Consider the following 13,430-nt stretch of genomic DNA (forward strand, 5'->3'; position numbering starts at 1 on the left):
CTATTACGTCAACGGCCACCGTCCATGATGAGGGCGAAGCCTTTTCCTTGCCGGTGACAACAAAGGAGGCCTTTTATGCCTGAGCCAATGGATCGATTGGAAACGAGATGCCTCACCTCCCTGGAGAAAGTATTTCCGGACGAAGAGCTCCAGGCCGGCTCCGTTACACGGGGGTCGATGCTGCGGGGAGAGGTGTACGCCTTCCAGGTGGCCTATCGGACGCAGCAGTTAAAAAAGAATATTTCGGTGAGTGTTGATTCCGCCTTGCCGGGACGGATTACCCTGCGGTCCGTCGGATTGGCGCCGTCTGAGCTTCCCTGCCAACGCGGTCACGACGAGAATGTGCTCCGGACCACGCCCGGCCTGTATCCGGACCCGCTATTTCCGATCGATGCACAGGAAGGGGTAACCGGTACCCATTATCAATGGCGGTCCGTCTGGGTAACGGTGGAGGTGGACGACGATGCGGAGGCGGGTCTGTATCCCATCACCGTCCGTTTTGCAGATAAAATGGGGGAACCGCTCGCCGAGGAGTGCTTTGAGCTGCAGGTGATGGACGCGGCGCTTCCCGATCAAACCCTGATTCACACCGAATGGTTCCATTGCGATTGTCTGGCTCACTATTACGGGGTGGAAGTATTTAGCGAGGCGCATTGGCAGCTCATGGAACGGTATGTGGAGACGGCCGTCCGTCACGGCATCAACATGATCCTAACGCCTCTGTTTACCCCTCCGCTTGATACCCAGGAGGGAGGGGAGCGCTTAACTGTGCAGCTTGTGGATGTAAAAAAGGAAGGAGCGGCCTACCGGTTTGATTTTACCCGGCTTGGACGCTGGATCGATATGGGTCAACGGGCGGGAATCCGTTATTTTGAATTTTCACACTTGTTTACCCAGTGGGGAGCGAAGCACGCCCCGAAGATTATGGCCGAAGAGGAAGGCGAATACCGGCGTATTTTCGGATGGGATACGGATGCGACGGGAGAAGCCTACAAAAGCTTTCTGGGTCAATTTCTCCCCGCACTCGTCGCTTATCTTCGGGAGCAGAAGGTGGAGAAGCGGAGCTATTTTCATATCTCGGACGAACCGTTTCTGGAGCATATGCCCTGGTACCGGAGCGCGAGCGAGTTGATGCAGGCCCACTTAGGAGATTTTCCAATCATCGATGCCCTTACCAATTATGAATATTATGAGCAGGGACTGGTGAAACGGCCGATCCCGACTAATGATCACGTCGAACTCTTCCTGGAACGTGGGGTTCCGGAGCTTTGGACTTATTATGCCTGCGTTCAATACCGGAAGGTCTCCAACCGTTTCTTCCATATGCCGTCGGCGCGCAACCGCATTATTGGCATCCAGCTGTACAAATTCCAAATCGCCGGTTTCCTGCATTGGGGCTATAACTTCTGGAACTCGCAGTATTCGTTAAAACCGATCGATCCTTACCGCGTTACGGATGCGGGCCGCAGCTTTCCATCGGGGGATGCTTTCCTCGTTTACCCGGGCGAGGACGGCTTCCCCGTCGAATCGATCCGTATGGAGGTCTTCTTCGAAGCCCTGCAGGATATGAGGGCGCTTCAACTGCTGGAAAGCTTGATTGGGCGTGAGCAGGTGGTAGCGATGATCGATGAAGGGCTGCCGGAGGCGTTAACCTTCAGCCAATACCCGAAGGATGCCCAATGGCTGCTGGAATTCAGGGAGTCGGTCAATACGGCGATTCAATCCCATCTTCCCCGGCAGGCATGACAACGGCCCGGGATTCATTTGGGAACGGGTCGGAAAATAGGAAGCGGCGAACGCGGCAGCGTTCGACACGGCAGAGAGGCAAGGTGGTTAACGAATGCTAAAACAAGCTTTGCACCTGAACAGGGCATCGGTGCGTGTAGTCCTATCCAATCAAACCCTGGAGGTTGGTGCAGCGGAACGGACAAACGACGGGGCGGCGGTTTATCGGGCCGTCTCCCTCTCGGTTTCTTTGGAACCCGCCGGGGATGCCGGGGTCCTGGCCGTTTCGATACACAATGAAGGGCTGCAGGAGGTGGGCTTGCGCCGGGTCCTTTTGGAATGGCCGGCTTCCTTCTTCCAGTCCTCGCTGGATGCGCGCGACTATATCCAGCTCTATCATCCGCGGGATTTCATGAAGCTGTGCGGCATCCGTCCGGTGCACCGGCCGAATGACTGGTCCCGGCCTGCGGACGCCTCGGGCATGGTGAGCGTGCTCCGTCATCGGCAGACGGGCGATAGTATCCTTTTGGGGGCAGTTCCGCCTTATGGAGACTGCTTTGTCGACCTTCCTATTCTGCACGAAGAACCGCATCATGACGGGGCGTTCGGGTTCGGCTTTCATCTTCAGGCTCCCCGCACGGTTGGCCCTGGTCAGCGGGTAACGCTCGCCCACTTGATGGTGCTGCAGGGAGGAAACGGCATAGATCTGCTAAATCGGTATGCGGACGTCATCCGGACGCGCCTGAAGGATTTCAGCCCCCGCCCTGAACGGATCACCGGCTGGAACACTTGGGATTACTACTCGGGGGCGGTCCGTGCGGAGGATGTCGCCCGCAATGCGGCCAAAGCCCGGGAGCAATATGGCGACGCCCTTACGTACATCGTGATAGACGAAGGCTACGAGCGCCAGTGGGGAATATGGGAAGCCGGCTGGAAATTCGAAGAGGGCCTGTCCGCCGTCTGCGAGCAGATCCGGTCCAGCGGATACGAGCCCGGGATCTGGACGGCACCCCTCCTGGTGAATGTGTATACCCCTTTGTACCGGGAGCATCCCGATTGGTTCGCCGGAGACGAGCAGGGGAACGTCTACCTGGAAGACACGGCGTACGGTGTCATGGCCCAGCTGGATATCACCCATCCGGAAGTCGAAGCGCATATCCGAAGAACCTACGAGCACCTGCACTCCGCCGGATTTACTTACTTCAAATGCGACTTTGCCCAGCTGCTTCTCGGCGCTTCCACCTTCCATCGAAGCGATATGTCCCATGCGGGGATGATTCGCCGGCTGTTCGAGGTGATCCGGGAAACGATCGGAGCGGAAAGCTATCTGCTCGCTTGCGGCGCTCCGTACGAAGCCGTTATCGGCATCGCGGACGCCCATCGGACGACTGGCGACATTCACAACTACTGGAGTCATATCCGCCAGAACATCCGCTCCATGTTCGGGCGGGGGTGGATGCAGGGATCGATCGGGAACACGGATCCGGACACGGCCATTGTTCGGTGCAAGGAAACATCGGACGACAAACAGCCCAACCGCCGCTCGAAGAGGAAACCGTGGAGTGCCGGAGCCAATTGGACATCGGGCCGAAAAATGAGCCTAACGGAGGCCAAAACCCTCCTCTTGGCTTGTTACGTAACCGGAGGAGACCTCATTCTTGGGGATGCTCTGACGAAGCTCAATCCGCTTGGGACCGAACTGCTCGATTGTCTGCTCCGTGCCCCCATTCAGCGGGGCATGATCCCCCTCAACCTGTTCGAGCCCGACGGAGATGAATTGCCCATCGTCCTGACGGAGAGCGGGGTGCGGACCTTACTCGTGCTGTTCAATCTCGGCGACGATTACCGAACGCAAGCTATCCCTCCAGAATGTATGGCTAAGCCGCACGAATGGAAGGAATTCTGGTCCGGGCAAGACGTGCCGGCCCCTGCTTCCGGAGCGGTCGAGCTGGCTCCGCGGAGCGCGCTTGCGTGGTGGTTGGTGTGAGGGCCGGCGGCTCGTCATGAAGGGTTATTTTGCCTTGCTGGGAGCGGTATTGATCTGGGCCGTGTCCTATATCGTGATGAAAACGGCGACAACCGATTATCCCCAGCTGCTGTTCCAATTTTGGAGGTATGCGGCGGTGGCCATGGTCTATTTCCTTTGTTTTTATCGTTCGATTAAGGCCATATCCGGCTCACTCTGGAAAATGGGACTGATGCGCCTCGGTTTGGCTAACTTTGTCCTAGGCTTTTTCTCTATTTATGCCGTGCAATATACGACGCCAACGAGGGTAGTGGTGATCAACAGCCTGATCATCGGAGTCGTTCCTCTGCTCCGCTGGATTCATGAACGGTGCAGGCCCGCCCGTGGCGAAATCTGGTCAGTGGGCATCGCCCTAACCGCTGTAGCGCTGCTGGTCGGACCCGAGGACGGCGCCGTTCGGTTGGGGGACGGGTTGGCTTTCATCGGCATGCTCGGCAGTGCTTACTCCATCGTGCTAACGAGCCGGCTGCTTTCCCTCCATCGGGCGTCGGTCATTCAGGTTTCGTTCCTGGGCGTAGCCGGCTGTGCTGTCTATTTCACGTTGGCGGCGAGTATCTATGCCTGCTTCAACCCCGGCGGGTTTGCCCTGCCGAGCCTGCTGTCTCAGCCGGGGACGGTCGCCGGCATTCTTTACATGATCCTATTCGTATCGGTTGCGGCGAATTTGCTGCAGGTTTTCGGCCAACGCCGGCTTCCTCCGGTTACGGTGTCGATCTTGTTCTGTCTGGAGCCGGCCCTGACGGCCGTGTTGGACTATCTCGTGCTTGGCCATGCCTTGTCCATTAGGGTGATGATCAGTGGAGTCCTGCTGATCGCGGCGACGATTATCGCCACTGCCTACAGGAGAAGCGAGGTCAGGAAGAGAGGGAAGCCGGAAAACGGGGATTTGGCGTTTACGGATAGCATATGATCATTAGCCCAGCGGTTTACGTTCACCTAGTGAGCGTGAATCGCTGGGATTTTTGATCTTTATCAGCGTATAACGAAAATTATGTCCTCCGAGCGGATCTCAGGCGGTCTTCCTGGCCGTATCGCTTATCGGTTTGCTTGATTAACCGGTCATTAGCCATCTGCAGCATTTCCTTGCCCCCGTACCCTTGTTGTCTCGACAACTACAAGCGTACAGGAAGGTGATGCTCAGGCGGCCTGGACATCCGCCATGCTAACCAGTACGGGAAAATCGTAGAGCAAATGAAATACGCTTACGATCCGATCGGCAACCGGATCCGCTCCGAGCGCAGAAGCGACGGCAACGACGAGGACGATACGGACTCAACGGACCATGCCGATAGCGTGATTGCCGATTACGCATACGACGCTCTGAGCCGCCTGACTCAGGTGCAGCAGTACAAGGAAGGGACCATAGATCCAGCCGTCACGACGTATCAGTACGACAAGGCCGGCAATCGCTTGAACAAAACCAGCCTATGGGGCGGAGTCACCGACACCGAGGAGTACACGTACGATGCAGCCGACAAGCTGACCCATATTCAGAACGGCGACAATTACAAGGATTTCGCCTACGACCTGCGCGGCAACCTGCTGAGCATCACCGGTGTCACCGGCTTGGGTCTGTCCGTGCTGGAAGCGGCGGGACTCGATTCGGTGGATTCTCTTGTGTATGGAGACAAGACCGTTGAAAACGCGGTCTACCAGACGCTGCCGGACGAGGAAGAGGAGCCGTCAGGCCTTCCGGAACTGCTGGAGCAGTACACCTGGAACGGTGCGAACCGACTGGTGCAGCAGGTCAACGAGCAGGGCGACAGCAGCCGGTACGCTTACGACGGGGACGGGAACCGGGTGAGCATGATGCTGGACCTGGCGAACGGCCCGAAAAAGCGCGGCAACGGAAAAGGGAACGGCAACGCGGGCAGCGGCAATCCGAATCAAGACGGTGGTAAATGCCACACCGTCCCGCCGGGCTTTGTGCCCCCGGGCTTGGCTAAGAAGTGCGGACAGGTGGAAGAACCGTACCCGGACATGCACCCGGGCGGACCGCGGGAAGGCTGGGAATCCCAGTACAAGAAAAAGCACTGGGAGTTCCGCTATACCAACGATGTCAGCCTGGCGCTGCCGGAACCGCTGATGGCCACGGAAGCGGACGAAACGAAGTGGAAGGAAACGTACACATACGGAGCAGGCGGAGAGCGCCTGAGCATGACCTATTTGCCTGCGTACGATGCAAACAACGGCTGGGAACCGAGCCCGGGAGCGGGCGGAGCCGAACCCGGCGTCGCCCCGAGGACGCTGTTCTACCTGACGGATGCCCTGGGCAGCACGCTCGGGCTGATCGAGAAAGACGGCCGCGTTTCATCGCGTTACCACTACGACGAGTTCGGCACGCCGCTGGATGCGAAGAAGTTCGACATGAACTGGCCGGGGCCGGACAACCCATTCGGGTACACCGGGCTGGGGTACGATTACAACAGCGGGTTGACGTATGCGCGGGCGCGGTATTACAAGCCGGAGATCGGGCGGTTTATTAGTGAGGATACGTATAAGGGCAGTCTGTGGAACCCGCAGAGTCAGAATCTTTATGAGTATGTGCTCAATAATCCTCTACTTTATGTTGATCCATCGGGTAATGAATATGAACTACCAAGTGCAGATAGATTAAGAGAACTAGCTAAAGAGACGTGGTATATTAATTCTCTTAATTACTTTTTTAATACGTTACCGATAAATCAATTTAGTGGTTACGATAACTTACTTAATGGTAAACAACAATATAACTTGGAAATGCTTAAAAAGACATTTGCAGTTGCAGATAGTAGTATGCGTACAGTAATGGAAATACAAGGACTGGCCTTAAGGAGTGATGCTTGCAGTTACTTAGCAGATGGGTGTAAAAGTGGTTCAGCGTATTTTACTGAAAAAGGCCAAGGCTATCTTAATATTCATCATAATGTAGATGGGGAGATTAAGTCTTATGCAGTTGTCAGTCTAGATGATGGTCCAGTGCAATTCGAATGTAATTGTTTTACGGCAGGTACAAAGGTTAAGACTCTTGATGGAGAGAAGCCCATTGAGAAAATTGAAGTTGGCGATAAGGTACTTGCTAAAGATGATGCTACTGGCGAAATAGCATACAAAGAAGTAGTAGGGTTGTTCCAGAAACAAGCTGATCAAGTCTACTATATTCATATTGGTAATGAAATAATCGAGGTAACTGGAGAACACCCATTCTGGCAAGAGGGCAAGGGCTGGACGTTAGTTAAAGATTTAAAAGTTGGTGACTTGCTTGTAACAAGCGATGGACGTACACTTGGAATTGATCGGATTGAAAAAGAGGATAAACATTCAACGGTATATAACTTTGAAGTTGAGGATTTCAACTCATACTTTGTATCCAATCTGGGAATATGGGTTCATAATTGTGAGATAGGCACCTACACAATCACTTTCCAAAGTGGCATGGTCTATCACGGTATAGGCCCGAGAAGCCGTATGGAACAGTCAGCAAGGGAAAAGTTAAAAAATTATAATGACCCGGTTGCCACTAACGGTAAAGTGTTTACTCCGGCTGCTAATAGAAGGGAGGCCTTCATGGAAGAGGCAAGAAGGATACGAGCAAATGGTGGACCCGGAACTCAGTTCGGTAATTATAATAAGATTAATAGCCCAGGGAAGAAGATCTTAGAGGAAGAAGAGAGGAGAAGAAGGTAAAAGTGGATAATTATCGTGATGGTTATAAGTTTTCTACTGGCCCACTAAATAGAGACACTATTATTATTGAAGATAATCGAACTGAAGACTATGTAAATTACATTAAGGAAAAAAATATACAGTCGGTTTACCTTTGTAGTCCACACTACCGTAAAAATGATGTAAACATTCTTAGTGAGTTATCTAGCGTAAGAAAATTGAATATCAGAGCTCCAATTACAAATTTTGAGGGTCTATATGCTATAAGTGAAAATTTGCAGGATTTGAGCCTTAATACCCTTGAAAGAGATGTTGATTTATCTCGCTTTAGTCAGCTAGAGAAATTATCTATTGAGGATGGAAAGGAACACATTCTTAACTTGGAAAAATGCATTCATTTAAAGCAACTCTATTTACTTAAATATAAGCCGATTAGTAAGAATATCGAAGAACTAATATCACTTTCTAAATTAAACACATTGGTATTAACTCAATCATCTATTACATCGTTAAAGGGATGTGAAGGTTTAAAAAGTTTACGCAAATTGGGATTGAATTTTTTAAGCAAGCTTGAGGATATTGAAAGTCTCGAACTAGTCTTAGATACCCTTGAAGAGTTAGAAATAGAATCATGCAAAAGTATTAATTTTAAGATTATTGGGAAATTAAAAAACCTCAAAAGATTACTACTTATTAACTGCGGAGAATTATCAAGTATAAGCTTTATTAATTCTCTTGAGAAGCTTGAATTTTTTGTATTTACCAAGACTAACATAATAGATGGTGACCTATCTTACTGCCAAGGCATCAATTATGTAGCATTTGACAACAAGAAGCATTATTCACACAAAATGAAAGATTTCACAAAAAGAACCAACTAATACAATAATTAAAAACCACAATGCGACTAACCCTTGCGTTGTGGTTTCTTTTTGATGTTGCCCCCACGCACCATGCACCATTGATTTAGCAGCCGGGAGAGAACGAGGCCAAGTGAATTTCCCAAATGTGTGATGGGGTGCGGCAACTTATTCGAGAACATTCAGGCTTTACCGTTATTGGCTTGACTATCACATAACAAGCGGTTTATGTCCGATGTGAAAAATTCAAGAATCGTCCCCATGCTTATGTATGTCTGGTGTGATTCTAGCCTGTGGTGTCCGGTATCACCGGCTTGGGGCAGTCCGTCCTGGAAGCGGCGGGACTCGATTCGGTGGATTCCCTTGTGTATGGAGACAAGACCGTCGAAAACGCGGTCTACCAGACGCTACCGGACGAGGAAGAAGAGCCGTCAGGCCTTCCGGAGCTGCTGGAGCAGTACACATGGAACGGCGCGAACCGACTGGTGCAGCAGGTCAACGATCAGGGCGATAGCAGCCGGTACGCTTACGACGGGGACGGGAACCGGGTGAGCATGATGCTGGACCTGGCGAACGGCCCGAAAAAACGCGGCAACGGAAAAGGGAACGGCAACGCGGGCAGCGGCAACCCGAATCAGGGCGGCGGTAAATGCCACACCGTCCCGCCGGATTTTGTGCCCCCGGGCCTGGCCAAGAAGTGCGGACAGGTGGAAGAACCGTATCCGGACATGCACCCGGGCGGACCGCGGGAAGGCTGGGAACCCCAGTACAAGAAAAAGCACTGGGAATTCCGCTATACCAACGATGTCAGCCTGGCGCTGCCGGAACCGCTGATGGCCACGGAAGCGGACGAAACGAAGTGGAAGGAAACGTACACATACGGAGCAGGCGGAGAGCGCCTGAGCATGACCTATTTGCCTGCGTACGATGCAAACAACGGCTGGGAACCGAGCCCGGGAGCGGGCGGAGCCGAACCCGGCGTCGCCCCGAGGACGCTGTTCTACCTGACGGATGCCCTGGGCAGCACGCTCGGGCTGATCGAGAAAGACGGCCGCGTTTCATCGCGTTACCACTACGACGAGTTCGGCACGCCGCTGGATGCGAAGAAGTTCGACATGAACTGGCCGGGGCCGGACAACCCATTCGGGTACACCGGGCTGGGGTACGATTACAACAGCGGGTTGACGTATGCGCGGGCGCGGTATTACAAGCCGGAGATCGGGCGGTTTATTAGTGAGGATACGTATAAAGGCAACGTCGTTGAGCCGCAAAGTCAGAATCTTTATGGGTATGTGCAGAATAATCCGTTGAAGTATATCGATCCAAGTGGACATAAAATCATGGAAGATAGTGGTGGCGGAGGGGGCACTTCTGTCTTATCCCAATACACCATATCTTGGGGAACGGCAGCCAACGTGACCTTTGGAGCAGGATCGTATCTCTGGAACTATGCGATAGATGCTGCCACACAGTTTGCCAAAAAAGAAACGTATACGGGTATGTGGGAATTTACAAAAGCTGTGGTAAACGGGGATATTTCGGTTGTCGATATAATCGAAGGCATGGGGGAAGATTTCGCTCGGCCATTCCAGTATCTATACCAGAATTTTGATCGGATCTGGAGCAACCAGGGAACCTATCAGGAAGATTATGAGTATGGAGCTTACTTTGGAGAAGCGATCGCCAACATAGCGAGCCTGGCCGTAAGCTTTACGGGTGCCGGGACAACGGCCTTCGTGGCCAAAATCGTAGAAAAGGCGCCGGTTTTAGCAAAGGTCATGAAACTGGAAAGGGTAGCGAGCTGCAATTGTTTTACGGCAGGTACCAAGGTGCTTACAGACGAAGGGGAGAAGAATATCGAAGACGTTGAAGTCGGAGATAAGGTTCTTGCCAAGGATGAGAATAACCCTGAGGGAGAATTAGCCTACAAGGAAGTAACGGCTTTATACCGTAACCAACGTGATGATATTATTAAATTGCATGTTGGAGAGCAGGTCATCGAGACGACCGACAACCATCCGTTTTGGGTGGAAGGCAAAGGGTGGGTCTTCGCCGATGAACTTCAAGTGGGGGACAAGCTCCAAAAAGCTGACGGAAGTAACCTGACGATTGAGAAGGTTGAGTTTGTTAAACTGGATGAGCCAGTAACGGTTTACAACTTTACCGTTGCTGACTTCCATACGTATTATGTAACGGATTTGGGCATTTGGGTGCATAATACGAATTGTCCTGACTTTTCTAGTTTAAGGTCAAAGGGAGACCCATATCAGAATCATAAAGTAGTCACTGGAAGGACTTTAGATCCTAAAGGTGAACCCAATACCTCGGTAGACTTATATAATAAAGATGGTGTTCTAACACAAAGAAGATATTATGGGCCTGATGGAAAAGCACAACTAGATATCGATTATGACCATTCAAACGCTGATGGAACTCATACTTTCCCTCATAGACATGAATGGGATTGGACACAGAAGAATCCACGGCAATAGTGATGTAATTAGGAGGTTGCATAAGTGTCAAATATTCACGATAATGAGATAATTTCTTATGAAGTTGATTTGAGGAAACACAAAATAATACTTCACACTATTCAATATCGGGATTCAGCATGTACTAAATTAATCTTTAGTGATGTGTTAGCACATTTGTTTGAAACTCATCTTGAAGGTAGCATTATTCTAGATGTTGAGGAATATGAATTAAGCCATTTTATTCAAGATAATCGTGAATTATTGGAGAAACAAAAGAATTCATGCTGGCCAATTGACTACGGAAACTTTGAAGAACTAACGGAAAAACTGATAAAAGAACAGTATGCATATTACGTCATTTCCTCTTCATACGGGTTAAACGGGTGGATACTAGCTAAAGAATATGAAATTATTTAATGACGAAGGCCTTGGGGCGAAATCCTCAAGGTCTTTCTTTACCCCACCCCGTGCCGAATGGATCGGACGGCAAGTACCGATGAGATGAGTCTGTCAAGAAAAGTGTGTAACCTCTAAAAGAACAATCTAGCAAAAGGTAGAGCCGCGGCTTGACATGGAACCTCGGCGGGCACGCTGTTCTCACGAAACGCCGAGCCAAGGAAGGGCTCATTGATCCCGCCGTCACGACGTATCAGTGCTGGCAATCACTTGAACATAGCCAGCCTATGGGGCGGAATCATCGCGCGAACCGACTGGTGCAGCAGGTCAACGATCAGGGCGATAGCAGCCGGTATGCCTACGACGGGGACGGGAACCGGGTGAGCATGATGCTGGACCTGGCGAACGGCCCGAAAAAGCGCGGCAACGGAAAAGGGAACGGCAACGCGGGCAGCGGCAATCCGAATCAGGGCGGCGGCAAATGCCACACCGTCCCGCCGGGCTTTGTGCCCCCGGGCCTGGCCAAGAAGTGCGGACAGGTGGAAGAACCGTATCCGGACATGCATCCGGGCGGACCGCGGGAGGGCTGGGAATCCCAGTACAAGAAAAAGCACTGGGAATTTCGCTATACCAACGATGTCAGCCTGGCGCTGCCGGAACCGTTGATGGCCACGGAAGCGGACGAAACGAAGTGGAAGGAAACGTACACATACGGAGCAGGCGGAGAGCGCCTGAGCATGACCTATTTGCCTGCGTACGATGCAAACAACGGCTGGGAACCGAGCCCGGGAGCGGGCGGAGCCGAACCCGGCGTCGCCCCGAGGACGCTGTTCTACCTGACGGATGCCCTGGGCAGCACGCTTGGGCTGATCGCGAAAGACGGCCGCGTTTCACTATACTTAGAGATGGTTGATGATCTACGGATGGATATCTCCTTTACTGACAAAGGGAAATATCATATTCATTTTATTTGGATATGGGTCAGTATAGAAAGAAAGTCATACCACTTATGGTTTTGATCTTACTTTCAGTATTTTTAATTATGGGGTGTTCTATGGATAGTGAAAGTGGCTATTGGACACTTGATCAAGCAGGTAATATCCTGAGAAGAAAACAATAGGCACACTTTGTGGAGGGTATCCAATTGATTCTTGCAAAAATAAATACAGAGGAACTTAATGTTCTGACTAATTTATTTGGTAAGCTAAATATTCATGAAGATGAAGGTCCAAAACATTTCGTAACAGGTATTTTAGATATTTACAATCATGCTCTTTCGGAGGAAGATGCAGAAAAATTCCTTTCATCTTTTAATGACCATAACTTAAGATATGAGGGAGCCTATCTTGATTTTATTAAGGAATTATTTATTCTTAATAACTCCCATGTAACCATTTTTAGTCCAAAGTTAGATGAGTTGTTTAAATCTGAGGATGTGTCATTTTTAGATGAAAAGCAGTTAGAATTACTTGAAAGAGCAATTTCACTTGGTTCAGAGGTTATTAAGACGACTAGTCAAGAGGTATTAACTTTATTTTTGATATTGTCCACGAGAGAAATACACTTTTCAAACTTTTTCTTTTTAGAAACAGAATCTATAGTAGTGGGTAATTATGATTTGTCTTTTCCTGTATATTGTCGGAACCATATACATTTCAATTTAATTGAAAATATCGCTCGAAAAATTGGTTTATTTTTAAGGAAGTAATAAATTTTCATTATGTTAAGGCATGAAAAAGAATTTGCTTATTTGGGGTTTAACCGATGGTGTACAAGTTTCAAAATTTATTATGGAGACTATATCAACAAAAGTTCCTAAAGGACCCGTTTAGCCCTTAAGGAGAGAAATGCATGTTACTATTTATTGAGAATGTTGAAGTAGGCTCTGAGTATGAAGATACCATATTTAACTACTGGATTACGGCGAGAATGAAGGATGGCACTATAGTAAAGATATTCGATTACAGTTGTCTAAACTTAATATCAAAAGTGGCATTCTATGTTGAAAGTATTTTATTTGCTAATTTATCACCTCCTGGATATGAAATGACTAAAGTAACAGGGAAGTACATTGGTAAATTGGAGATAAAAGACTGGCAACAGATTGCGGAAGACCGAGATTTGGGGAAGCAATATGATGCAGTAGAGACTTCTTCTGGAATTATTTTATTCCATGTTAATGATACTAAAAAAGAATTTCTAGAAGGTGATAATATTCAACTGAATGTTATTCGCTTTGATTTAATTGCAGTAAATACTTAGTACAATATGATCTTCATTCAATCACCTTGCGACTAGCTTCAG

The 13,430-nt window shown here is 50.0% G+C and carries 10 protein-coding genes; all 10 read left to right on the plus strand.

Annotated elements, in window-relative coordinates:
- Positions 1–75 precede the first annotated feature (75 nt).
- Entirely contained in the window at positions 76–1,746 is a 1,671-nt protein-coding gene (locus tag MJA45_RS03980; protein WP_315605997.1) for a DUF4091 domain-containing protein, read from the plus strand.
- A 94-nt stretch (positions 1,747–1,840) separates the two neighbouring features.
- A complete protein-coding gene (locus tag MJA45_RS03985; protein WP_315605998.1) occupies positions 1,841–3,712 on the plus strand; it encodes an alpha-galactosidase in 1,872 nt (623 codons plus the stop codon).
- A 16-nt stretch (positions 3,713–3,728) separates the two neighbouring features.
- The gene (locus MJA45_RS03990) at positions 3,729–4,661 is read left to right on the plus strand and encodes a DMT family transporter (protein ID WP_315605999.1); all 933 of its coding nucleotides are present in this window, start codon (positions 3,729–3,731) and stop codon (positions 4,659–4,661) included.
- A gap of 281 nt (positions 4,662–4,942) precedes the next feature.
- On the plus strand, positions 4,943–7,417 hold the full coding sequence (locus tag MJA45_RS03995) for a polymorphic toxin-type HINT domain-containing protein (RefSeq protein ID WP_315606000.1): 2,475 nt from the start codon (positions 4,943–4,945) through the stop codon (positions 7,415–7,417).
- A 2-nt stretch (positions 7,418–7,419) separates the two neighbouring features.
- A complete protein-coding gene (locus MJA45_RS04000) occupies positions 7,420–8,277 on the plus strand; it encodes a leucine-rich repeat domain-containing protein (RefSeq protein ID WP_315606001.1) in 858 nt (285 codons plus the stop codon).
- A 275-nt stretch (positions 8,278–8,552) separates the two neighbouring features.
- The gene (locus MJA45_RS04005; RefSeq protein WP_315606002.1) at positions 8,553–10,748 is read left to right on the plus strand and encodes a polymorphic toxin-type HINT domain-containing protein; all 2,196 of its coding nucleotides are present in this window, start codon (positions 8,553–8,555) and stop codon (positions 10,746–10,748) included.
- Positions 10,749–10,772: 24 nt separating this feature from the next.
- Positions 10,773–11,147 carry a hypothetical protein gene (locus MJA45_RS04010; RefSeq protein WP_315606003.1) on the plus strand — a complete coding sequence of 125 codons (375 nt, stop codon included), beginning with the start codon at positions 10,773–10,775 and terminating at the stop codon, positions 11,145–11,147.
- Between the two features lie 149 nt (positions 11,148–11,296).
- Positions 11,297–12,145 (plus strand): hypothetical protein, encoded by an 849-nt coding sequence (locus MJA45_RS04015; RefSeq protein WP_315606004.1) that lies wholly within the window; start codon positions 11,297–11,299, stop codon positions 12,143–12,145.
- Positions 12,146–12,270: 125 nt separating this feature from the next.
- Positions 12,271–12,834 (plus strand): hypothetical protein, encoded by a 564-nt coding sequence (locus MJA45_RS04020; RefSeq protein ID WP_315606005.1) that lies wholly within the window; start codon positions 12,271–12,273, stop codon positions 12,832–12,834.
- A 143-nt stretch (positions 12,835–12,977) separates the two neighbouring features.
- Positions 12,978–13,388 carry a hypothetical protein gene (locus MJA45_RS04025; RefSeq protein WP_315606006.1) on the plus strand — a complete coding sequence of 137 codons (411 nt, stop codon included), beginning with the start codon at positions 12,978–12,980 and terminating at the stop codon, positions 13,386–13,388.
- Positions 13,389–13,430: the final 42 nt, after the last annotated feature.

Source organism: Paenibacillus aurantius (assembly GCF_032268605.1).
GTDB lineage: Bacteria > Bacillota > Bacilli > Paenibacillales > NBRC-103111 > Paenibacillus_AO > Paenibacillus_AO aurantius.

What these genes read in the sequence shown, in the direction of transcription:
- MJA45_RS03985 (WP_315605998.1), top strand. Translation starts at nt 1,841, where the DNA reads ATGCTAAAACAAGCTTTGCACCTGAACAGGGCATCGGTGCGTGTAGTC.
- MJA45_RS03995 (WP_315606000.1), top strand. Translation starts at nt 4,943, where the DNA reads ATGAAATACGCTTACGATCCGATCGGCAACCGGATCCGCTCCGAGCGC.
- MJA45_RS03990 (WP_315605999.1), top strand. Translation starts at nt 3,729, where the DNA reads ATGAAGGGTTATTTTGCCTTGCTGGGAGCGGTATTGATCTGGGCCGTG.
- MJA45_RS03980 (WP_315605997.1), top strand. Translation starts at nt 76, where the DNA reads ATGCCTGAGCCAATGGATCGATTGGAAACGAGATGCCTCACCTCCCTG.
- MJA45_RS04025 (WP_315606006.1), top strand. Translation starts at nt 12,978, where the DNA reads ATGTTACTATTTATTGAGAATGTTGAAGTAGGCTCTGAGTATGAAGAT.